Source organism: Rhodococcus sp. NPDC006774, from assembly GCF_040636045.1.
Lineage (GTDB): Bacteria > Actinomycetota > Actinomycetes > Mycobacteriales > Mycobacteriaceae > Rhodococcoides.
On sequence record NZ_JBEYIW010000014.1, the window covers coordinates 84,151 to 106,902 of the forward strand.

Sequence of the window (22,752 nt, forward strand, 5' to 3'; positions counted from 1 at the left end):
GGGCCTGACTCGTTTTCGGAGCGAACTCACTCCTCCAGAATCGCCACCGCGGCGGCGATGTCGCCGTCGTGCGTGAGCGACAGGTGAATCTTCACCGTCGGCAGGAACTCCTGCGCCATCCCGTGCAACTTGATGGACGGCCGACCCCACGCATCGTTGACGACCTCGATCAACGGATACGGGTTGTCACCGATTTGCGGCGGTCGAGCGAATCGCGATGTCGCCCATGCCTTCAGCACTGCTTCCTTGGCGGCCCACCGTGCTGCGTAGTGGCGGGTCGGGTCGGAACTCTTCGTTGCGGCATGACGCCGCTCGCCCGCGGTGAAGCTGTCGCGGATCATCGTCGTGCCGACCTTCTCCATCTGCTCGGCGAAGTCGGACACCGTCACCAGGTCGAAACCCACTCCCAGGATCGCCATCAGATGGCACCCGGCAGACCGGAGGAGTAGACATCGCCCTCGCCGAGGCGAGCGGACTCGTTGAGCAACACGTTTGCCTCCAGTTCGCGTGACGCCTTGGCCGGCGTCCCGTCATGTCCGAGCCGTCGATCGTCGGGCCGCTCGTAGAGGGAGTCTCCTCCCACCATCGCGGAGATCAGCCTGCGCTGACCGGCGATTCGGCGCTCGTTCGCCTTGGCGATGTACTCCGCACGCCGTTCCGCCGGAACGGCCTCGAGGAATGCCTGCGGATGCACCAGAGCGATGAGTCCGGACACGTGGCCGAACCCGAGGGAGGTGAGCAAACCTGCCTTGAGTGGCACCGAGTCACCGAAGCGCAGCGGCTCCCGTGCCCACACCAGATGCTCGAACGCGGTCATCTTGTCGTCGACGCAGTCGAGGCTGCGGTTCGGCGGGATGACGCCGTTGGCCAGCACCTGGCACAGGCCGATCAGCTGCCAGGCAGCCGCTCCACCCTTCGAGTGTCCGGTGAGGCTCTTCTGCGAGACGACGAACAACGGAGCGCCGTCCGAACGGCCGATGGCCTTGGCGAGGCGAGTGTGCAGTTCCGCCTCGTTCGGGTCGTTGGCTGCAGTGGACGTGTCGTGCTTGGAGATCACGGCCACGTCGTCTGCACTGACACCCAAGGCGTTCAGCGAGAGCGCGAGCGCCGAATCCTTGCCGCCGCGACCGGCACTGAGCGCGCCGAGTCCCGGAGCAGGGATGGACGTGTGCACTCCGTCGCCGTACGACTGTGCGTAGGCCACCACTCCGAGGACCGGCAGGCCCATCTCGAGTGCCAGGTCTCCGCGGGCGAGCAGGATCGTTCCGCCGCCGTGGGATTCGACGAATCCACCGCGCCTGCGGTCGTTGGCCCGGGAGAACCGTCGATCGCTGATGCCCTTGGCGGTCATCGCTGCAGAGTCCGCGGTGGCCGACATGTCACCGAAGCCGATGATGCCTTCGGTGCTCAGGTCGTCGAAGCCGCCGGCGACCACGAGCTGAGCCTTGCCCAGCTTGATCTTGTCGACGCCTTCTTCGACGGAGACGGCCGCGGTCGCACAGGCGGCGACGGGGTGAACCATCGCGCCGTAGCTACCGATGTACGACTGGACAACGTGTGCGGCAACGACGTTCGGCAGAGCCTCCTGCAGGATGTCGTTCGCACGAGCATCACCGAGCAGGGTGTCGATGTACAGCGAGCGCATCGATTCCATGCCACCCATGCCGGTGCCCTGCGTGTTGGCCACCAGCGTGGGGTGCACCCAGCGCATCAGTTCCGACGGGTTGAAGCCCGAGGAGATGAACGCGTCGACCGTGGTGACGATGTTCCACAGTGCGACACGGTCGACCGAGCTGGCCATGTCGGGCGAGATGCCCCACTTGGTGGGATCGAATCCGGTCGGAATCTGCCCACCGACGGTGCGAGTGAGCTTCATCTTGCGCGGAACGCGAATCTCGGTGCCCGCCTTGCGGGTGACCTGCCAGTCGCTCGAATCCGGGACCGGCGTGATCAACGTGTGCTCGGGATCCGCTGCTGCGAACGACCGGGCATCGATCTCGGTTCCGACCACGAACGTCAGGTCGTTGTCGAGGAAGATCGAGGTCATCAGCGGAGCGGTGTTGCCGACCATCGCGCCGTCGTCGCCGTAGGTGCGGATACCGCACTTCTCGACCACGATGTCGTGGTACTTGTCGGCGATGTCCTCCTCGGGCACCAGGTCACCGGACTCGATGTCGTACCAACCCGGCTTGGGATCGTTCTCCCATGCAATCAGGCCGGTGTTCCATGCGAGTTCGAGAACGCCTGCGGCAGAGAGCTGCTCGTCGACCTCCATCTCGAAGCGGGTACGCGCCGAACCGTAAGGTCCGAGCTCACCTGCACCGACGATGACAACCAGATCCTTCGGGTCGACATCGAGTGTCGGCCACGCGGGGGCGGTGGTCGACGTCGACAGCCGCGGCGGTGCGGGCAGTGCCGCAATCACCGAATCGTCGGATGCCTCTACGGTCTTCTCGGCAGCGGCCGCAGCCGCGTCCCGAGCGAGTTCGACGAGATTGAGCTTGGTGCTGGCCAATCCACCGGTGAGATCGACGACGATCGGCTCCTGCGCGGCCTGACGACGAGCGGTAGGCGTGCACAGTTCGAGCAGTTCGGTCGCCATCTCCTCGGTCGACCAGGTGCGAACACCCTCGGCCTCGACGGCCTCGACGATGGGATCGTTGCCACCCATCAGGCCGGTTCCGCGAACCCACCCGATGTGAGCGTGGGCGATAGACACCCGCTCGGCCCAGTTCTTCTCCGAACCCCACTTGGCGACAACCGCATCCAGTGCAGCCTTCGATTCGCCGTAGGCACCGTCGCCACCGAACATTCCGCGGTTCGGCGATCCCGGCAGCACCACGTGCAGGTGCGTGTCGATGTCGTTGTCGTAGCCGACCTTCGACAGTCCGGTGATCAGGCGCTCGACCGACCAGAGCAGCACGCGCATCTCCATCTCGGCGCGAGCTCCGGCGTCGGACATCTCGCCCATGACCCGAGGTGCGGCGAACGGGAACAGCATCGTCGGTGTGACGCCGGCCTTGACCAGAGTCTTTGCGCCACCGGCAGTGTCGATGAAGTCGCTGCCGATCCACTCGATGAGCGCATCGACGTCGGTGTACGACGCGATGTTGGCCGGAACCACCCAGAGCGACGCTCCGCTGCGTGCGCTGTCGCGGTAGAGCGAGCGGTAGAAGCCGAGTCGCTCGTCGTCGAGCCTGGAGGTGGTGACGAAGACCGTCGCTCCCCCGCCCAGCAGCTTGGCGGTCACCGCAGCTGCGATGGAGCCCTTGCTGCCGCCGGTGACCACTGCGACCTCGTCGGCCCACTGACCCTTGTCCTCGGACGCGACCGCGATGTCCGCGATGCGTCCGAAGGTTTCGGCCAGCACCGTCTTGTTCTCGTAGTCGGCCTTGGCCTTCCACCACTGTGCCTGCGACGCAACGGCATTGCCCGCGCCGGCGAAGGACTCGACGGAGATGTCGCCTGCCGTTCCGAGCCACAACCGGGCCAGATCCTCACGGGCGGTGGCCCACCGGTCGTCGATCAGGACGGCGCGCTTGGCGTCGAACGCCGGGGCGACGAGGCGAGGCCAGTCGGATCCCAGCTCGGCCGAGACCAGCTCCACCAGAGCGGCATCGGGATCGTCTGCCAGCAGTGCGTTGGGCGCATCCGCGAGTCCGAGCTGCTCGAGCACCAGCCGGGCAGCGGAGGCGAGGACGCCGTCGCGGCCGGTGATGTGTTCGGTGAACTCACCGAGAGCAGCAGCGTCGACGGTTCCACCGGCTCCGCCGCCTGCCTGCGGCATCGAGACTGCGACGCCGCGACGTGCGGCCACCGCGGCTACTGCCGCATCGATGACGTTGTCGACAGCATTGCCGTCGGCGAGAGCGCCGTCGGCCAGGCCGCCGAGTGCACCGCCGCGGACCGAGGCACCGTCACGGGTGCCGAGTGCGACCTCGGCGGTGACGTGATGCGCCCAGCCGTCGCCCAGTTCCCAGGTCTTCTTGACGCGATCGGCGATCGATGCCGGGCGTCGACCCGAGGGGCCGAAGACCTTGCGGAGGTGATCGTTGATCGAATCGCTGAGTACCGGGCCGAAGGGCTTGTACGTACGAGCCAGCTTATTCACCGTGCCGGAGAGCGCGCCCATGTCGGCATCGGCAGCACCGTCGATGGCACCGAGCGAGAGCTCGGAGCCGAGGTCGACGAGCAGCTGATTACGGCGTGAGGACACACCGTCGCACAGTGCCTCGATGGTGTCGGCAGGCCCGATCTGATCGAGCTGCAACTTGGTCCACAGGCCGATGAGGATCTTGGTCGCATCGGCCGCGACGAACGCGATGTCGTCCGGACGAGGTCCGCCGGACGGTGCTGCTGCCGGCGCGGGAGCCGAAGCCGGAGCTACAGCCGCCGCCGGAGCAGCGGCCTCCACGGGTGTCGACTCTTCCTCGTCGGCCGGAGCCGGGTCGGTGTCGGTGCCGTAGATGATCGCAGCCTCACGCTCGAGGTTGAGTACCTCGACCGGGTGGCCGAAGCGGCCCGGCAGCTTGAGGGTCTGCGACGCGAGGTTCGCCACGGTCGGGGTTGCTCCCAGGCCGATCTCGACGAAGCGCTCGACGCCCATGCCGCCGTCGGACTCGTCTGCGAACAGCAGGTCCTGGGTCTCGATCCAACGCACCGGGCTGGCGAACTGCCATGCCAGCAGCTCGGTCAGGATCACCCGGCACAGAGCGCTCGGCCGTGCTGCCCACGAATCGAATTCCGCGAGAACGGTGTTCAGTGGCTCGGACGGAACCAGATCGGCGATCTCCTGGACGAACTCGCGATTCAGCGAGAACGGCTTGGGCACCAGGTTCGGGATGTAGCGCCCCACCAGGATCGCCGGATCGATCTGCTCGGGGAGCAGAGTCTCGAGGCGGTTGCGGAAATCGTCGACTCCGCCGCGCAGCACCGTGGAGTGGAACGGCACGTCGATGCCGGGAACCATGATGTAGGCGGCCTTGCCACCGAACTCGGCTCGGCGGATCGCGATCTTCTTCTCCAGCTCGCCGAGGCCGGCAACCGTGCCTGCGATGGCGTACTGCGAACCGCGCAGGTTGAGGTTGACGATCTCGAGGAACTCACCGGATTCTTCTGCGACACCGGCGACGAAGCCCTGCACGTCCTGGTCGGCCAGGCCGATCTGAGACGGGCGAATGGCTGCCATGCGGTAGTCACTGCGGCCGCTGGCATCACGCGGAACCAGCGCGTGCATGGCCGAACCACGCTGGAAGACGACCTCGAGGACGGCTTCGAGCGGGAGCACACCGGCAACGGCTGCGAGGGCGTTGTACTCACCGACGGAGTGGCCGGCGAGAATCGAGTTCTCCACGAACGCACCGGATTCACGCAATTCGGCAACCTGTGCGACGCCGAGAACGGCCATCGCAACCTGGGTGAACTGCGTCAGGTGCAGCACACCGTCGGGGTGCTTGTGGGTGACACCGCGCGCCTTGAGCGACGTCGGATTGTCTCGCACCACAGCGAGAATGGAGAATCCGAGTGCGCTGCGGGTGTGCTTGTCGGCACGCTCCCACACTTCACGTGCGGCCTTCGAGCGAGCCCGCGCGTCCAGGCCCATGCCCGCACGCTGGATGCCCTGGCCCGGGAAGGCGTAGACGGTCTTCGGCGGAGCGGTACGAGCGGTGGCGACCATGACCAGTTCGCCTGCGACACGGCAGGAAACCTCGATCAGTTCGGCACCCTGGTCGAATCCGGTGCGGTCGACGCGAACGTCGATCTCGGCTCCGGGGCGAACCATGCCGAGGAAGCGCGCGGTCCAGGCGGTGAGGCGACGCGGCGGAGTCTTGGTGTCCGCGTGGTCGACTGCGGTGACCGTCTGCTGCGCAGCGGCCGAGAGCCACATGCCGTGCACGATCGGGCTGCCGAGACCGGCGAGCAGCGCTGCGGCGTCCGAGGTGTGGATGGGGTTGTGATCGCCCGAGACCTGAGCGAACGCAGCCATGTTGCGCGGGGCGACGATGGTTGCCTGACGGCGGCGACGACGCGGGGTGTCCTGTGCGTCGGCGCTCACCGAGCCGCCTGCACGAGCCGGGTCGACGAGCTCGCCCTTGCCGGTGCGTCCACGAATGGCGAAGCGCTCCACCAGAGTTGCGACGGCGGGAGCGTCGAGGCCCTCGCCGAGCATGGCACCGATCTCGACGGTGACCTCGACGACGCGGCCGAGGTCGGTGTCGAGCACCTCTCCGGCCGCAGCCTTGACCACGAGAATCGAGGTGTCGGTGGGCAATTCGCCGACCAGATTCACGCTGTGATCGAGGTGCACCAGATCGAGCATGCCTTCGATGACGTCGATGCCTTCGGCGTTACGGGTCGCGCCGAGGACGGCGAAGACGGCGGGCCAGCAGGCACCGACCAGAACGTCGGGAACAGCCTTGCCGCTGACGGTCAGCGAGTCCGGCAGTCCGGATCCGGTGACGCCTGCGTGATCGGCGATCAGATCGGGGATCCAGGCGATGTTCAGCCGGGCAACGCCGCCCTTGACAGCCGGAAGCTCCTGGCCTGCAGCAACTCCGAGCAGAGCCGACATGGCCTGCTGAGCATCCTGCGCGGTGACGACGGGAGCGCCGCCGTCGATCGTGGAGGCCGGAACCGTCAGGCGGATCCGAACTTCCTTGCCCGGGGCAAGTGGAACCAGCAGCTCCACGTGCTCGGCATCGAGCACGGTCAGCGACGAACCGGTCTGCGGGTGCGCCGCAACCGTCTCGGATTCCACGGTCCATTCGGCCGGATCACCCAGGCGTGCAACGGGGTTCTGCGTCATACGCGAGGCCCACGTGACGTCGGGAGCAGCCAGCACGATGCCCAGCAGTCCGGGCGCGATCTCGGCGTGGCGACGGCTCGCGATGGCCGTGGGCTCGACGCCCTCGGCGAGAAGCTGGTCGGCGGTGGCCTTCTCGAAACGGTTCAGCAGCTCGCCCACGGGCTCGTCGACACGGGTGATGCCCGCGACGGCGACGGTTCCGGGGATGATGCAGACCTGGTCGGCGGAGTAGCGAGCGTCGTGTGCCTGCCACAGCGAGTCACTGCGCCACCAGCGGCGCACATCACCGTCGACGACGGGGACGAAGTTGACCGGCTTGCCTGGCATGCGGCACAGCGAGGTGAAGAAGGTGATGTCGGCCGGGTGCAGAACCACGTCGGCGGCGTCGGGGAACTGTGCGAGCAGCGACTTCAGTGCTGCGCGCGGGCGTTCGAGAACCTCGGCGTCGGCGAACAACGTGGGGATGGGTCCGCGATCGACCGGGTGCAGCCGAGCCTCGGCGCGCTGGAGCATCTCCAGGAAGCGGGTGCGCCAGGTGACATCGAGCCACACCGATTCGCGTGCCTCGGACACGGCATCGGTGAACTCGCCGCCGCAATCGAAATCGCTGCGCGAGTCGGTTCCGATGGCCAGGTCCAGGTAGCGGACGAGCCACTGCTGGTATGTCATCTCGGCGACGTCGCCGAAGAAGGGCTTGGCAGTGCCGTCGAGCGCGGCGATGATCTCGTCACGACGCTCGGCCACGGCGTCGGCGTTGCCGGCGACCTCGTCGAGCAGTCGGCCACACCGCGACGCGGCATTGTCGATCTCGTGAATGTCGGCACCGAGCTGGCTTCGGCCCGAAGCCATTCCGCCGTTCGCGGTACCGGCACCGACCCAGTCGGGGGTTCCGGGTGTGTCGACCAGAAGCTGCTTGACCTCGGGAGCCGTCGTGGCCTCGAGGGTCGCCATCGCTGCAGTGCCGACGAGGATGCCGTCGAGCGGCATCTTCGGGTAGCCGTGCACGGCCGACCAGGTTCCGGTGAGGTACTCGGCTGCCCGCTCGGGTGTGCCGATGCCGCCGCCGACGCAGACGACGAGGTTGGGCCGTGACCGCAGCTCCGCGTAGGTGGTCAGCAGCAGGTCGTCGAGGTCCTCCCACGAGTGGTGTCCGCCTGCGCGGCCGCCCTCGATGTGAACGTTGACCTGGTAGGACGGAACCTCGTTGGCGATGCGGATGACGGCGCGAATCTGCGCGACGGTGCCGGGCTTGAACGAGACGTAGCTGATGCCTGCCTCGGACAGCTCTTCGATGAGGGCCACTGCCTCTTCGAGTTCCGGGATGCCTGCGGTGACGACGACGCCGTCGATGGCCGCACCCGCTGCACGGGCACGCTGCACGATGCGGCGTCCGCCGAGCTGCAACTTCCACAGGTACGGATCGAGGAAGAGCGAGTTGAACTGGATTGCGCGGCCGGGCTCGAGAAGGGTGGAAAGCTCGGCGACACGATCGGTGAAGATGTCCTCGGTGACCTGTCCGCCACCGGCGAGCTCGGCCCAGTGGCCTGCGTTGGCGGCTGCGGCAACGATCTTCGCGTCGACCGTCGTCGGTGTCATGCCGGCGAGCAGGATCGGCGAGCGCCCGGTCATCTTGGTGAACGAGGTCTCGACGACGACGCGGCCGTCGGGCAACGTGACCGGGGTGGGAGCGAACGCGGACCATGCGGGCTGGACCTCGGGAGCAGCTCCCGGGGTGAGCAGATTGCGGTGGCCGCCGCGCGAGGACGCGGCGATGATGCCCACACCCTGTCCACGCAGAGCCGGGGTGGTCATACGGGTGAGCAGGTCGCCCGGACCGAGATCGAGGATCCAGTCGGCACCGGCGTCGACGACACCGTCGATGGCGTCGACCCAATCCACGGAGTCCACGAGGATCTTCTGTGCGAGGTCGCGTGCGAGCTCGACATCGAGTCCACAACGCTGTGCCCACGCGCTGACGAGTTCGACAGCGTCTGCCAGGGCGGGGTGATGGAAGCCGATCTCGACCGGAAGCTGCTCGAAGACCGGGGCGAACACCGCGCCGCCACGCTTCTTGGCGTCGCGTTCACGCTCTTCCTCGGCAGCAATCTGCTCGCACTTCTCCTGGACGCGGGCCAGCTGGGCCGGCGGTCCCGAGAGCACGACGCGGCGACGGCCGTTGCGGATGGCGAGGGCGGCGGATCGCTCCGGCGCTCCGTCGATCGCGAGTTCGGCGATGATCGCCTGCAGTCGTGCGGGTTCGACGTTGGCAACCGAGACCATCGGCGCGCGGTCTCCGGCACCGATGATGCCGCGGCGGCGGCCGACGAGACCTGCGGCAGCACCCACGAGCTGGGCGATCGCGAGGAAGCTCGCGTCCTGTGCGCCGTCGGCGGCGACGGATTCCGCGGCGATGAGACCCTGCGAGTGTCCGACGACCTTGACGGGCGGGGTCTGGGCGGGATCGAGTCCCTGCAGCTTGAGCGCGCGCAGTGCTGCGACCTGAGTGAGGAACACTCCGGGAAGCGAGACGGCAGCGGAGGTCAGCGCGGCCTCGGACGGTCCGTACGAGCCGGCGGTGTCGTCGTCGGCGAGGTCCTGTTCGAGCATCCAGCCGATCGGGTCGAAGCCGACGGAGCGGACGACCAGCAGCTCGTCGGCAACGGGTGCGAGAGTGACTGCAGCCTCGTTGACGAGATCGGTCAATTCGGGTTCGAGCGCGGAGTCGCGAGCCAGTTCTTCGAGGGAGCTGAGCCACGGTGCACCCTGGCCACCGAAGGCCAGTGCGTACGGCTCGCCCGCGGCGAAACGATCTGCCAGAGTCCGAGAGCCGCCATTGCTTCTAGGGGATTTGTCTGCGTTGCCGGAGCTTCGCGAGCCTCGTCCGTGTGATGGTGTGCTCTCGTTGATCGTCAAGGCTGAAGATTCCTCTCGTGGACGCCTCGGGGGTCGGGGCGTTCGCTGTGATGACTGCCCTGGTGCGTCGTGGGCTACAGGGTCGAAGCGGTGAGCCGGTCTTCGTCGACAGGTCTCTTCCGCGCTGCTCAAGGTTGACACAAAATCATGAGGAAATCCTCAGGTTTGCTCGGACGTCCGAGTGCTACCAGCGAGTACGTCGGTCCAGGCGGCTTTACTTTTTGTTTACCCAACTCGCCGGTAACCCGCATCCACGCTGGCGAGAGCATCGACCGGGACGCCAGAACATGAGGAAAGCCTCGCATTTTTCGTTATCTTTTCGTGATGTGATCTCGAGCACAGACAAGCGATACGCGACCTTGTCGGTGCGGTCCCCTACCTTGTGCGAGCGAGCCGCACATCAGGGGAGCGGTCGACGAAATCCGGGGGGAATTCATGTATTCATCGGTAACGGACATCTGCACCGTGGAAGAACTCGACGCGGTGCTCGAACACATCGAAACGCATGCGCCACAATCTCGTTCGCCACACTGGACGCCGGGATGGCGCGGCGAGAGCGAGGTGGCGTTGCTGGATGCGATCTTCTCGGCGCGCGCTCCCTACGGCGGCCCCACCAGCGGGGTCCGCGCGGTGGTCCAGCGATGGAGATCGCATCGCGGCGACAACCGACTCGACGATTTGACAACCCTCGCCGAACTGGCCACTACACCGGATCTACTCGTGGAGATTCTGTCCAACCGTCAACTGGTTCCGGGGAACAGTCGAACCAAGGGTGCGGCCGCGGCCGTGGCGGCACAGACGTTGGTATCGGTGGGGCTGACCCGTTCGACCGACTTCGAGCAGCACACCGACGAGCAATTCGACGCGTTCTGCGCAATTCCCGGTCTCGGCGAAACCACTTGGGAATGCATGCTCGTGCACCTCGGCGTACGTACCGACAAAGCAGCCGAGCACCTGCGCTCGTTCGTCGCCGACGCGCTCGAACCACTGCACCACAACCTCGCTGCAGGAGTCGCCGAGGACCGCTCCCCCGTGATCCTCGGAGCCGCAGCGAACGCACTCGGCACCGATCTCGCCTCGCTCGAGCACGCAGTGTGGCGATACCAGCACACATCACGCAGGGCGAAGCAGCGTCACTCCGAAGCGCAACTGCGATCGGCAGGCCTACCGCGAGACATCAGAGCCTCCACACCGTCGAGAATGCACTCCAGCCCGAACCGGTAGGCGTGCACGGGGTCGCTGGCGGCGTCGTACGACGTCGCCGCGGCCGTCCCGACCCGGGACGACACCGGAAAGCGTTCGCGGTCCATCACCCGTCCGAGGATCGGTGCGGTGGCCGACCACCACTGGGCGTCGGACATGCCCGACTGCTCCTTGACACGCGTCACGCCGGCGAGAGCTCGCGCGGTACCGGAGACGTGCGTGAGAACCAGCGTGAGAACGGAGTCGATCTCGACGTCACCCAGGCCGATGCCGTCGAGGGGGCGCACCTCGGCCTCGTACTTGTCGTTGGTGTGCGGACCGAGCACGGGCCGTGCGCCCTCCGCTTCGAGAAGCCACGAATGCCGTTGGTACAGAGCCCAATTGCGTTGGGCGACGAAGCGCATCGCGGGACGCCATCCGCCGACGACGGAGGACGGCTCGTCGACGTGCGAGTAGAGGTCTGCACGCGCTCGATCGATCATCAGATCGGCCAGCTCCTCCCGGCCCGGTACGTGCGTGTAGAGCGACATCGCGCCGACCCCGAGATGCTCGGCCACGTTCCGCATCGACACCGACTCGAGACCGTTCGCGTCGGCCAGCTCGATGGCGGCATCGACGATCGCATCCACGCTCAGTCCGGTACGGCTCGGCTTGGCGTCGACTCGCCAGAGCAACTCGAGAATGCGCGCTGGGTCGTACGAGTTCTCCTTCTTCGGTGCCACCCGGCGAGCCTAATCGGAGGTCGACCTGGCTCGAAGAACCGCATCGCACGCCCAACAGCATCGGTTGTAGACTGCACCGGCACGCGCGAGTGGCGGAATTGGCAGACGCGCTGGATTTAGGTTCCAGTGTCTCAGGACGTGGGGGTTCAAGTCCCCCCTCGCGCACGACGGTCGTTCGGGCCGGTTTTCACATGCTCCTGGCTCGGTCAGGTCCAGGGTCGACAAGCACCGACACGTGAAGGCGGTTCGAATGCCCGAGGAAGCGAACGACGCGATCTTCGCCGAGATCACAGACGAGAGACGTTCTCTCGCAAGAACTCTCGAGTCTCTCACCCCTGAACAATGGGACACCCCATCGCTGTGCGAGGCCTGGACGGTCCGCGACGTCGCCGCCCATCTGGTGGTGCCACTGATCGTCCCGCTCTGGCAGTTCGGGCTCGTCATGGTGCGCACCCGAGGCAACTTCGACCGAGCCAATCAACTGATGACCACACGCGTTCGTCGCGAGCACGAAGACGAATTGCCTGCCTTGCTCACCGCTCACGCCGACAAGAAATTCACCCCGCCCGGCCACGGTCCGCTGGCCCCCTTGTCCGACGTCATCGTGCACGGACTCGACGTGTGCAGGCCGCTGGGAATCGAGCACCACGTTCCCGACCACCGCATGATCACGATGCTCGACTTCCTGGTGCCCGCGAGCGGTGCCGCACCGTTCAAGGGCCCCGAACTTCGACTGCAGTGGCGCGCGACCGATCTCGACTGGAGCCGCGGCGAGGGCCCGGTCATCGAAGGATCGACCGGCACCCTGGCCCTGGTTCTGACCGGACGCAGCAGCGCTCTGGCGGACGTGACCGGGCCCGGTGCCGAGCAACTCGCCCAGGCACGGGCCAACCGTCGTCGGGCATGAGCCGCACCCGAACCGTCCATGGTGAGAATCACCGCCGGGCCGCAGCACGCGACTACCTCCAGTAGTAGTACCTCCGGTACCGTCGAGGAGTGACTTCATCCCGCCCGAACCGTCGGCCAGCGCTGATCGCGCTGGTCATCGTGTCCGCGGCGGTGTGCCTGGGCCTCGGCTGGTGGCAGTGGGAACGCTTCGAGGCAGTAGGCGGTAACGGTCAGAACCTCGGATACGCGTTCCAATGGCCCCTGTTCGCAGTGTTCGTGGTCTACGCCTACCGCAAGTTCGTCCGACTCGAGGACGAGGACTCCGACGAAGCAGCTGCAGCTCGGCCCGACGGACCCACCGAGGTACCCCTCGACCTGCTCCCCCAGCGCAGCGCGCCGGCGGCAGACGCAAGGGACCTCGACGATCCCGAAGCCAGGCAGCTACTCGAATACAACAGCTACCTCGCGGAGCTGAACGAATCCCGCGGGACCGACAGGAGCACCACGTGAGTTCGGCACCGGAGAAGGCGCAGGCGTCTGCGAACAAGACCCAGAAGATCGCATCCGCGTTGCTGCGCTATCGAGTTCTGGCCTACGCCACGGGAATCTGGCTGCTCGTTCTCGTGACCGAGATGGTCGCGAAGTACATCTTCAAGGTCGAGAACGTGCCCAATTGGATTGCCGTCGTGCACGGTTGGGTCTACCTCGTGTACCTCGTGCTCACGGTGGATCTCGCCATCAAGGTGCGGTGGCCTGCCGCCCGCACGATCGGCACACTGCTCGCCGGAACCATCCCGTTCCTGTCCTTCTACGTCGAGCACAAGCGCACCAAGCAGGTCAAAGCCGACTTCGGCGTCTGACGTCAGCAGCCGATCGGCTGCGCGTTCGTCGGATCCAATGCGTTCTGCACCAGCCGCTGAGCCAGCGGATCGTACGAGATTCCCGTGTGCTCGACGGCGTTGGACGGACACACGTCCTGCAACACCACGTTCGTGTTTCCCGCTCCGCTGAGCAACGAGGCCGTGTACGGAACGACGACCTGGTCGTATCGGGTGACGATCGTGGTGTAGTCGATGCCCGAGACGGTATCGCTGCCCTCGTTCAGTCGTTCGAGCACGTCGTCCTGCACCGGAGGGCCTGCCGTCGGGTAGTTCGGCGGAGACAACGCCACGATCCGCGCGACCGTGCGGTCTCCACCGAGGAAGCGGGCGTAGTAGCGCGGCACCGTGCCGCCCTTCGAGTGGCCCACGATCGACACCTTCTGCGCGCCCGTCGCCGCGAGCACGGAATCGACGAACGTCGACAGTTCCGCAGCACTCTCGGGGATGGGTTCGAGCGCACCGAGGGCCTGGACCGGCCCGGTATTGCCGTAGTCGATCGCGAACACGCAGTATCCGGCCTCGGCCAGCTTCGGCGACAGGGACGCCCAGTTGGCGTAGGAGTTCTCCAGGAATCCGTGCACCAGCACCACCGGCTCGGGATGGTGCGCGCTCGGAACACACGAGAAGTCGTTCGAGCCCGGAGGAGTCACTCCCGGGTGCGCGATCGAGTAGGCGAGGGCCTCGGCGAACGAGCCTGCCGCGGGTGTGGCCGAGGCCGGGATACCCGTCAGGCACAACGCGCCGGCTGCGAGTGCAACCGACGTACGCCCCAGCACTGCACGCGCCCGCACGAGCTACCGCCCCGTCAGTTCTTCGAGCGCGGGAACGAGCGTGCGTAGCGCGCGGCCACGATGCGAGGCGGCGTCCTTCTCCTCGGGGCTGAGCTGCGCGGCGCTGCGGCCGTCGCCCTCGGGAACGAAGATGGGGTCGTAGCCGAAGCCGTTCTCCCCCATCGGCTCTCGGCCCACCACACCGCGCCACTCGCCGCGGACCACCGTCTCGGCACCGCCGGGAATCACCAGGGCACACGCCGAGACGAATGCGGCTCCGCGACGCTCGTCAGGGGTATCACTCAACTGGGACAGAACCAGTGCGGTATTGGCCTCGTCCTGCCCGTGCGTACCGGACCAGCGAGCCGAGAGCACTCCGGGCATCGCGTTCAGGGCATCGATTTCGATTCCGGAATCGTCTGCCACACAAGGCAATCCGGTGGCCGCCGCGCCATCACGCGCCTTGGCGAGTGCATTCTCCTCGAAGGTCGCTCCGGTCTCGGGGGCCTCCGGAAACGGCGGCACCTCGTCGAGGCCGACCAGTTCGATTCCGGCCACTCCGGCGGCGTCGAGCACCCGCCGGAGTTCGCGCAACTTCTTCGCGTTCCGGCTCGCGACCAGAAGCTTCGAGTCAGGCACCGAACTTCTTCTTCGGTTCCGCGGCCGCAGGCTCGGGCAGTTCGCCGGGGTACGGCAAAGCCAGTGCTTCCTTCTGCACCTCGAACAACTTCTCGATGCCGACGAATGCGGAGTCGAGCAACTTGTCGAGTGTGGTTCGGGGGAAGGTCGCGCCCTCTCCGGTTCCCTGGATTTCCACCAACGTGCCGGTATCGGTGGCGACGACGTTCATGTCGACCTCGGCGCGCGAATCTTCTTCGTAGGGCAGATCGAGGCGCACTCGGCCGTCGACGACGCCGACGCTGACTGCGGCGATCATGCACGAGATGGGCTGCGGATCGGCCAGTCGCCCCGCTGCTCGCAGGTACGTGACCGCGTCGTTGAGCGCGACGAACGCACCGGTCACGGCCGCGGTGCGGGTACCGCCGTCGGCCTGGAGTACATCGCAGTCGAGGGCAATGGTGTTCTCGCCGATCGCAGCGAGGTCGATGCATGCTCGCAGTGAGCGTCCGACCAAACGAGAAATTTCCTGGGTGCGCCCACCGACCTTGCCCTTGACGGACTCGCGGCCGTTGCGGGTGTGGGTGGCAGCGGGGAGCATCGCGTACTCGGCGGTGAGCCAACCGAGGCCGGATCCCTTCCGCCAGCGCGGGACGCCCTCCTCGACGCTGGCCGTGCACATCACCCTGGTGTTGCCGAATTCGACCAGCACCGACCCTGCCGGGTGGCTGGTGAATCCGCGGGTGATCTTGATGTTGCGGAGCTCGTCGTCCGCCCTGCCGTCTTCTCGTCTGGACACGACTCGAAGCCTAGCGCGTCGTCAGACGGTGAAGACGTCCCCTGGCAGAACCGCGTGCACCGGTCCGCTGAACTCTGCTTTCGCCTCGGCGATGACGTCCTCCCGTGAGGTCCACGGTGGAATATGGGTGAGCAGCAGCTCCCCTACCCCTGCCTCGCGCGCGATTCGGCCCGCCTCGGTGCCGGACAGGTGCACACCCTCGGGCCGCTCCGGACTGTCGGTCCACGACGCCTCGCACAGGAACATGTCGGCCCCGTGCGCCAGATCCCGGACTGCCTGGCACATTCCCGTGTCTCCGCTGTACGCGAACGTACGGCCTTGCGCAGTGGTGACCCGCATGCCGTACGACTCCGGCGGATGGAACACCTGCCGAGCCAGAATCGACAACTTCCCGAACTCCACGGTGCGTCCGTCCACCCAGCGACGCAGGTCGATGGTGTCGGACATGTCGTCGATCTGCCCACCGCACTCGGCCGAGGCGACTCCGAGCCGGAACGCCGTGTCCTTGGGTCCGTAGACGATCGCTCGTCCCTCCGGCGGAGTGGGGTGGTAGCGACGCCACACCAGCAGACCCGGAACGTCCAGGCAGTGATCGGCGTGCAGATGCGAGAGCAGAACGCTCACATCACCCGGATCGGCGTAGCGCTGCAACGCCCCGAGGATGCCGGGACCGAAGTCGAGGACGACCGGCGCGGTCTCCTCTTCTTCCAACAAGTAGCCCGACGCGGGTGAATCGGGTCCGGACACACTGCCCGAACATCCCAGGACGGTAATTCGCATGAAAGCCATGCTGCCACGCCGAGCGCATCACCAGAAACGTTCGGGCAGTATTCACAGCGCGAGTCGGCGAAATTCACCGACGACCACAGGTGTGTCTGCAGTTACCTCGCGCCTACGGAGTGAGCCGATCGAGCGATTTCGCGCGCGCCCTCTCGGCTCGCGCGTCGGCGGACAACAGCCGAGCGGCAACCACTCCGCCCACCGCGCCGAACAGATGCCCCTGCCACGACACGTTCGGGTCACTCGGGAGCACGCCCCACAGGGCGCTGCCGTACAGCAGGAACACCACGACGCCGATCGCGATCTGCCCCAGTTTGCGGGTGAAGAAGCCACGCACCAACAGGTATGCGATGAAACCGAAGATCAGAATCGACGCACCGATCGTATTCGTGTAGGAACCGGCGGTGAGCCAGGTACCGAACCCGCCGACCACCCAGATGATCCCGGTGGCAGCCAGACCACGCGCCAGTCCGGAGAGCAACACCAGAAACCCGAGCACGGCGATCGGCACGGTGTTCGCGATCAGATGCTGCCAGTCGTCGTGCAGCACGGGCGCGAACAGAATGCCCCACAACCCCTCGACCGAGCGGGCCTGGATCCCGTTGCGTTCGAGCCTCGACCCGCTGGCCACATCGATGAACTCGATGACCCACAGCATCACGGTGAATGCTCCCACCAGGACGGCGGCCCGCATCCAGACCGGCCGCTCACGCTCGGCTGGACGGTTACTGATCTCGCTCATGATCGCCTCCGGATTCGGTCCCTCCACGGTACCGGGCAGAGGTATCGCGTGAGCCGCGCTCAGGCTCCCGATCCACCGAACGCCGACGGGAAGATCTGGCGGTAGGTAGGGATCCCGGCCACCGAGGTGGCGTCGAGCAGGGCCCGGACGATGGCTCGCTCGACGACGATCGCTGCGGCCTCGGTGACCGCGGCCAGTACCGGTAGCTCCGTCGAGAACGCGGCGGGAACCGAGGACTCTGCGGTGACGGGTCTGGTGCCGGTGGACACCGCGAAGATCGTGTCGCCGTCGAGCGGCGAGTGTGCCGGTCGAACGGCCCGCGCCAGGCCGTCGTGACCGGCGACGGCAATCCGCTTGCACGACGCAGACGACAACGCAGCGTCGGTGGCGACAACCCCGATCGTGGTGTTCAGTGCCGTGCCTTTGGGTTCGAGGGCGAGCGCGGCCCACAGCTGATTCACGTCGGGCTTGCGCATATTGAACGCCGCAGGCCCGAGCGTGCCGACACCCCACAGCAGGCCGGTACGCGGATCGAACACTGCGCCCACCGGATTGGCGACCATCAGCGCCGCGACCGTGACACCGTCGGCCGGCCCGCCCTCGATCACCGTGCTGGCCGTACCGACACCGCCCTTGAGCACTCCGGCGCGGGCACCGACTCCTGCCCCGACCGATCCCGTCGCGAAGTCGGTCGCTGCTGCTGCCGCCGCGAGATAGCCGAACTCCGCCGTCGGCCGCGCAGTCCACTCACCGACCGGAAGATCGAAGATCACCGCGGCCGGCACGATCGGTACGACGAGGTCAGGACTGCCCATCGGAATCCCCTGGCCGTGCTCTTCGAGCCACTGCATGACGCCGTCGGCCGCGGCGAGTCCGTAGGCACTGCCCGCGGTCAACAGGATCGCGTTGACGTGCTGGACGGAATGGCTCGGATCGAGCAGATCGGTCTCGCGAGTCCCCGGCCCGCCGCCGCGAACATCGACGGCCGCCGTCGCACCTCCGAGTGCACGAACCACCGTGCAGCCGGTCGCCGAGCCGGAACCCATGGTGGCATCGTCGTCGCGTTCGTGATGATGACCGACCAGCAGACCTGCCACGTCGGTCAGGGAATCCCGCGGTCCGGGAGTCTGGAAAGCAGCGGTCACGCGTGCGTCCTAGGGAATGAGGACCTGTACGAGTGAATCCTGCATCCAGGTCAGCCAGTGGTAGACGTCGAGATGTGGAGCGCGGGGATCGCCCTCGTCGAGGACATCGGGTGTATCCGCGCTGATCCCCAGCGTCGTGCCGAGCGCCAACCTCACGTCGTTGAGGCCAGTCAACCATGCATCCGCCTGCTCCTGGGTGAGCACGATCTTGCCACCGGACTCGGGAAGGGTGGCCAGGATCGTCGATCCGGCGGCCATCTTCTCGTCGATGATCTCGGGCTCGTGAAGTCCGCGCAGTGCACCGTTGAGGTCTGCCGGGTCCTCCTCGTCGCGGCCGGGGTCGGCGCGGTGGAAGTCCGGCAGCAGCCGAGCCAGTGCGGCGTCCTCGGGCGGGCTGTTGTGCCCGGTACGCAGACCGGTCAGCGCCGCGAGTTCGTCGGTGGGCGCAGCGGCGGAACGGTCGCGCAGCAATCCGAGAACCGAGCCGACCAGCGAACGGAGTACGGCGGCCTCACGAGCATCGATCTCGGACTTGATCTTGACCCCGGACAGCGAATTCCGTCTCGTCCACGTGCGCACTGTTGCTGATGTCCTGTCTGACGAAGAGGGGTGAGCTTCTACTTGTCCTGCTGCATGGTGGCCCACAGACCCGCCGCGTGCAGCCGTCGAACATCGTTCTCCATCGCGTCGCGCTCACCGCTCGACACCACGGCCTTGCCTTCGGAATGCACCTGCATCATCAGCTCGGTGGCCTTGGCCTTGCTGTAACCGAAGAGCTTCTGGAAGACGTAGGTGACGTAATGCATCAGGTTGACCGGGTCGTCCCACACGATGGTGACCCAGGGGGTGTCGTGGGATTCGTCGGCAGCGACGGCCTCGGTCTGGGCCGGAACCGCTTGCGGTGACGCGGCGACGACCCCACCTGCCGAGAAGCCGTCCACGGGCAGAAGCGTTCCATCCACCGTCAACCAAGGCATGTCCACAGGGTACGGCGTGTCGGGCCAGCGTCACACGCTCGCCCCTTCGCTCGTAGTGTGAGCGAGGTGAGCAACGACGCGACCACAGATCACGCGATTTTCACCGACGACGTCAGTACCGCGCTGCTGACCGATCAGTACGAGTACACGATGCTGTCGGCCGCTCTGGCCAGCGGTAACGCAGATCGTGTCTGCAGCTTCGAGGTCTTCGCGCGCAGGTTGCCCGCAGGCCGCCGGTACGGGGTTCTCGCGGGCACCGGCCGGATACTCGACGCCATCGCGCGCTTTCGGTTCGGCCCGGACGAGCTACGCATCGTGGCCGAATTTCTCGACGCAGACACCGTCGAGTGGCTGCGCAACTACCGCTTCACCGGCGACATCGACGGTTATCGCGAGGGCGAGCTGTACTTCCCCGGCTCCCCCGTTCTGACGGTCCGCGGCACATTCGCCGAATGCGTCGTTCTCGAGACCGTGGTGCTCTCGATCCTCAACCACGACAGCGCCATCGCGTCCGCTGCAGCCCGGATGGTCACCTCCGCGAAATCTCGCCCGATCATCGAGATGGGATCGCGGCGCACCCACGAGGAAGCAGCTGTCGCCGCCTCACGGGCTGCATACCTCGCCGGGTTCACCGCGACATCCAACCTCGAAGCCGTCCGACGCCACGGCGTCCCAGGCGCGGGTACGTCGGCGCACGCCTTCACGCTGCTGCACACCACCGCCGACGGCCCGGACGAACGGTCCGCATTCGCGGCTCAGGTGCGCGCGCTCGGTGTGGGCACCACCCTGCTCGTCGACACCTACGACATCACCCAGGGTGTCGCCAACGCCATCGAGGTGGCCGGCCCCGAACTCGGCGGTGTGCGCATCGACTCGGGCGACCTCGGTGTACTAGCGCGGCAGGTACGCGACCAATTGGATGCCCTCGGTGCGCCGAAGACCAAAATCGTCGTTTCGGGTGACCTCGACGAATACGCCATCGCCGCATTGCGCGCCGAGCCGGTCGACTCCTACGGCGTCGGCACCTCGCTCGTCACCGGTTCCGGCGCACCGACGGCGGGCATGGTCTACAAGCTGGTCACCGTCGACGGCATTCCCGTCGCCAAGCGCAGCAGCCACAAGGAGTCGCGCGGTGGCACCAAGGCGGCGCTGCGTACCGCGCGCCGCACCGGCACCGCAGTCGAGGAGATCGTGCACCCGTTCGACGCTCCCCCGACCGTCGAGAGCGATCTGACGGTGGAGACGTTGACCACGCCGTTGGTCCGCGGAGGAGAACGAGTCGCCGACCTACCGACACTCGCCGACGGCCGTGACCTGCTGGCCCGACGCCTGGTCAGCCTCCCGTGGGAGGGCTTGAAGCTGTCCCAGGGCGAACCGGCCATACCCACTCGCTTCGTCGAGGGGTGACAGCGGTGTCGGTACCGAACCGGGTGGGCGATCGGCAGTAGTCTGCTTCGGTGCCGTCGAAGACCGAGTTGCCAACCGTTCCCGCTCTCCTGCAGGTCGCGGTGCACTCCCTCGGCGGCAAGGAACGCAGCAATCAGCTGACGATGGCCTCGGCGGTGGCGCACTCGATCGATACCGGGGAGCATCTCGCGGTGCAGGCAGGCACCGGAACCGGCAAGTCCCTCGCGTACCTCGTTCCCAGCATTCGACACGCGGTGGAATCCGGCAAGACCGTCATCGTCTCCACGGCCACCATCGCGCTGCAGCGGCAGCTGGTCGACCGCGATCTACCGCGCCTGTCCGACGCCTTGACCGAGGCCGTCGGCCGCCGCCCGAAGTTCGCAATCCTCAAGGGCCGCAACAACTATCTGTGCATGAACAAGATCCACACCGGGGCTGCGCAAGAGGCACCGGATGCGGAACTGTTCGACCCGTTCGCCGTCTCGCGGATGGGACGCGAGGTGGTACGGCTGACGAAGTGGTCGTCCGAGACCGAGACCGGCGACCGCGACGACGTCGTGCCCGGGGTCAGCGATCAGGCCTGGCGTCAGGTCAGCGTCACTGCCCGCGAATGCCTGGGCAAATCCCGCTGCCCCGTCGGCGAGGACTGCTTCGCCGAGCGCGCGCGCACCGAGGCTGCCCAGGTCGACGTCGTGGTGACCAATCACGCCCTGCTCGCGATCGACGCGATCACCGGAATTCAGATCCTGCCCGAGCACGATGTCGTGGTCGTCGACGAGGCCCACGAATTGGTCGACCGAGTGACCGGCGTTGCCACCGAGGAGCTGTCTGCCGCGACCGTCACCGCCGCGGCGCGCCGTAGCGCCAAGTTGATCGAAGAAGAGACGGTCGATCAGCTCGAAGGAGCCGCCGAGAACTGGGCCGCGATTCTGGACGAGCTACCCCCGAGCCGCTGGCAGTCTCTGCCCGACGGCGTCGGCCCCGCGCTCGCCTCCATTCGCGACGCCGCCTGGGCGGTCCGCACCGCGATCGGCCCCAACAAGCAGGGCATGGCGGCCAGCGATCCCGAGGCTGCCGCGGCTCGCAGCGCCGCACTCGTCGCGGTCGACGAGGTGCACGACAGTGCCGTACGCGTCCTCACGGCGTTCGACGAACCCGACCCGGCCAAACGCAAGGACGTGGTCTGGCATGCCGTCGACGATTTCCGCGGCAACGTCAAACGCACCGTCCGCATCGCCCCGCTGTCGGTGGGCGGGCTGCTCCGAGCGCGCCTGTTCGCCGAGTCCACCGTGGTGCTCACCTCCGCGACCTTGACCGTCGGCGGATCGTTCGACGGGTTGGCCGTCAACTGGGGGCTTCCCGCAGAGAAGCCGTCGCGCAGTGACACCGCGATGGCATCGGGCGTGGAACCGCCGTCCGACACCGGGTCGATCAGGTGGAATTCGCTCGACGTCGGGTCGCCGTTCGACCACGCCAAGGCCGGCATCATGTACATCGCCAAGCATCTGTCGCCACCCGGACGTGACGGCCTCTCGAAGTCCTCCCTCGACGAGATCGAGTCGCTGGTCAGCGCCGCCGGCGGCCGAACGCTCGGACTCTTCTCGTCCATGCGCGCCGCCAAGGCCGCCGCCGAGGAGATGCGGGAGCGCCTCGATACGCCGATCCTGTGCCAGGGCGACGATTCCACCGGCGCACTGGTGCAGAAGTTCGCCGACGACGAGGCCACCTCCCTGTTCGGGACGCTGTCTCTGTGGCAGGGCGTCGACGTCCCCGGCCCGTCGTTGAGTCTGGTGATCCTGGACCGCATTCCGTTCCCGCGGCCCGACGATCCGCTGCTGGTGGCCAGGCAGCAGGCCGTCGAATCACGTGGCGGCAACGGCTTTCTCGCGGTCGCCGCCAACCACGCGGCCCTGCTGCTGGCGCAGGGCGTCGGCCGACTGCTTCGTAGCGTCGACGACAAAGGTGTTGTCGCCGTTCTCGATTCACGCCTGGCGACCGCCCGCTACGGCGGCTACCTACGTGCCTCGCTGCCGCCGTTCTGGGAGACCTCGGACCCGGAGGTGGTCCGCAAGGCCCTCACCCGTCTCGCCGGAAAGTAGCTG

General features: G+C 66.9%; 17 protein-coding genes and 1 tRNA gene. 7 read left to right on the forward strand and 11 right to left on the reverse strand.

Annotation, left to right across the window (positions count from 1 at the left end; all coding sequences use genetic code 11):
- Nucleotides 1-26 precede the first annotated feature (26 nt).
- Nucleotides 27-419, reverse strand: a complete 393-nt coding sequence (locus ABZ677_RS20095; RefSeq protein ID WP_008715184.1) for a holo-ACP synthase — start codon at nt 417-419, stop codon at nt 27-29.
- Nucleotides 419-9,718 carry a fatty acid synthase subunit beta domain-containing protein gene (locus ABZ677_RS20100; protein WP_358372559.1) on the reverse strand — a complete coding sequence of 3,100 codons (9,300 nt, stop codon included), beginning with the start codon at nt 9,716-9,718 and terminating at the stop codon, nt 419-421. Before ABZ677_RS20100 ends, ABZ677_RS20095 begins: the two co-directional genes overlap by 1 nt.
- 435 nt (nt 9,719-10,153) lie before the next feature.
- Between ABZ677_RS20100 and ABZ677_RS20105 the strand changes: the two genes are divergently transcribed.
- Nucleotides 10,154-10,942 carry a hypothetical protein gene (locus ABZ677_RS20105; RefSeq protein WP_358372562.1) on the forward strand — a complete coding sequence of 263 codons (789 nt, stop codon included), beginning with the start codon at nt 10,154-10,156 and terminating at the stop codon, nt 10,940-10,942.
- On the opposite strand, the gene ABZ677_RS20110 is transcribed toward ABZ677_RS20105, so the two are convergent.
- On the reverse strand, nt 10,852-11,643 hold the full coding sequence (locus tag ABZ677_RS20110) for a TetR/AcrR family transcriptional regulator (RefSeq protein WP_358372565.1): 792 nt from the start codon (nt 11,641-11,643) through the stop codon (nt 10,852-10,854). The genes ABZ677_RS20105 and ABZ677_RS20110 overlap by 91 nt on opposite strands.
- A gap of 83 nt (nt 11,644-11,726) precedes the next feature.
- On the opposite strand from ABZ677_RS20110, the gene ABZ677_RS20115 reads away from it, so the two are divergent.
- From ABZ677_RS20115 to ABZ677_RS20130, 4 genes are all read left to right on the forward strand, one after another.
- A tRNA-Leu gene (locus ABZ677_RS20115) sits at nt 11,727-11,808 on the forward strand.
- Between the two features lie 85 nt (nt 11,809-11,893).
- Nucleotides 11,894-12,550: a maleylpyruvate isomerase family mycothiol-dependent enzyme gene (locus ABZ677_RS20120; protein WP_037193684.1), complete on the forward strand. Its 657-nt coding sequence runs from the start codon at nt 11,894-11,896 to the stop codon at nt 12,548-12,550.
- 89 nt (nt 12,551-12,639) lie between these two features.
- Nucleotides 12,640-13,041, forward strand: coding sequence for a glucitol operon activator (locus ABZ677_RS20125; protein ID WP_037193339.1), 402 nt, complete (start codon nt 12,640-12,642; stop codon nt 13,039-13,041).
- Nucleotides 13,038-13,391, forward strand: coding sequence for a DUF3817 domain-containing protein (locus ABZ677_RS20130; RefSeq protein ID WP_037193340.1), 354 nt, complete (start codon nt 13,038-13,040; stop codon nt 13,389-13,391). Before ABZ677_RS20125 ends, ABZ677_RS20130 begins: the two co-directional genes overlap by 4 nt.
- Nucleotides 13,392-13,393: 2 nt before the next feature.
- On the opposite strand, the gene ABZ677_RS20135 is transcribed toward ABZ677_RS20130, so the two are convergent.
- The 8 genes from ABZ677_RS20135 to clpS all read right to left on the reverse strand — a co-directional run bounded on the left by ABZ677_RS20135 (nt 13,394) and on the right by clpS (nt 19,243).
- Nucleotides 13,394-14,203 carry an alpha/beta fold hydrolase gene (locus tag ABZ677_RS20135; RefSeq protein ID WP_358372569.1) on the reverse strand — a complete coding sequence of 270 codons (810 nt, stop codon included), beginning with the start codon at nt 14,201-14,203 and terminating at the stop codon, nt 13,394-13,396.
- A gap of 3 nt (nt 14,204-14,206) precedes the next feature.
- Complete coding sequence (rdgB, locus tag ABZ677_RS20140; protein ID WP_358372572.1) at nt 14,207-14,821, reverse strand: RdgB/HAM1 family non-canonical purine NTP pyrophosphatase; 615 nt, start codon at nt 14,819-14,821, stop codon at nt 14,207-14,209.
- Entirely contained in the window at nt 14,814-15,599 is a 786-nt protein-coding gene (gene rph, locus ABZ677_RS20145) for a ribonuclease PH (RefSeq protein WP_037193345.1), read from the reverse strand. The genes rdgB and rph overlap by 8 nt, the downstream gene beginning before the upstream one ends.
- A 21-nt stretch (nt 15,600-15,620) precedes the next feature.
- Nucleotides 15,621-16,379, reverse strand: a complete 759-nt coding sequence (locus tag ABZ677_RS20150) for a cyclic nucleotide-degrading phosphodiesterase (RefSeq protein WP_179274635.1) — start codon at nt 16,377-16,379, stop codon at nt 15,621-15,623.
- Between the two features lie 112 nt (nt 16,380-16,491).
- Nucleotides 16,492-17,121, reverse strand: coding sequence for a rhomboid family intramembrane serine protease (locus ABZ677_RS20155; RefSeq protein WP_358372576.1), 630 nt, complete (start codon nt 17,119-17,121; stop codon nt 16,492-16,494).
- Nucleotides 17,122-17,180: 59 nt separating this feature from the next.
- Nucleotides 17,181-18,266, reverse strand: coding sequence for a P1 family peptidase (locus ABZ677_RS20160; protein ID WP_358372579.1), 1,086 nt, complete (start codon nt 18,264-18,266; stop codon nt 17,181-17,183).
- 9 nt (nt 18,267-18,275) lie between these two features.
- Nucleotides 18,276-18,845, reverse strand: coding sequence for a DUF2017 domain-containing protein (locus tag ABZ677_RS20165; protein ID WP_037193352.1), 570 nt, complete (start codon nt 18,843-18,845; stop codon nt 18,276-18,278).
- A gap of 38 nt (nt 18,846-18,883) precedes the next feature.
- Nucleotides 18,884-19,243 (reverse strand): ATP-dependent Clp protease adapter ClpS, encoded by a 360-nt coding sequence (gene clpS, locus ABZ677_RS20170; protein ID WP_306437425.1) that lies wholly within the window; start codon nt 19,241-19,243, stop codon nt 18,884-18,886.
- Between the two features lie 150 nt (nt 19,244-19,393).
- On the opposite strand from clpS, the gene ABZ677_RS20175 reads away from it, so the two are divergent.
- Complete coding sequence (locus tag ABZ677_RS20175) at nt 19,394-20,650, forward strand: nicotinate phosphoribosyltransferase (protein WP_252342119.1); 1,257 nt, start codon at nt 19,394-19,396, stop codon at nt 20,648-20,650.
- 50 nt (nt 20,651-20,700) lie between these two features.
- Nucleotides 20,701-22,749 carry an ATP-dependent DNA helicase gene (locus tag ABZ677_RS20180; protein ID WP_358372583.1) on the forward strand — a complete coding sequence of 683 codons (2,049 nt, stop codon included), beginning with the start codon at nt 20,701-20,703 and terminating at the stop codon, nt 22,747-22,749.
- The last annotated feature ends 3 nt before the right edge of the window (nt 22,750-22,752 follow it).

Coding starts and splice junctions, on each gene's coding strand:
- ABZ677_RS20095 (WP_008715184.1), bottom strand. CDS start 419: ATGGCGATCCTGGGAGTGGGTTTCGACCTGGTGACGGTGTCCGACTTC.
- ABZ677_RS20105 (WP_358372562.1), top strand. CDS start 10,154: ATGTATTCATCGGTAACGGACATCTGCACCGTGGAAGAACTCGACGCG.
- ABZ677_RS20120 (WP_037193684.1), top strand. CDS start 11,894: ATGCCCGAGGAAGCGAACGACGCGATCTTCGCCGAGATCACAGACGAG.
- ABZ677_RS20150 (WP_179274635.1), bottom strand. CDS start 16,379: ATGCGAATTACCGTCCTGGGATGTTCGGGCAGTGTGTCCGGACCCGAT.
- ABZ677_RS20155 (WP_358372576.1), bottom strand. CDS start 17,121: ATGAGCGAGATCAGTAACCGTCCAGCCGAGCGTGAGCGGCCGGTCTGG.
- clpS (WP_306437425.1), bottom strand. CDS start 19,243: ATGCCTTGGTTGACGGTGGATGGAACGCTTCTGCCCGTGGACGGCTTC.
- ABZ677_RS20175 (WP_252342119.1), top strand. CDS start 19,394: ATGCTGTCGGCCGCTCTGGCCAGCGGTAACGCAGATCGTGTCTGCAGC.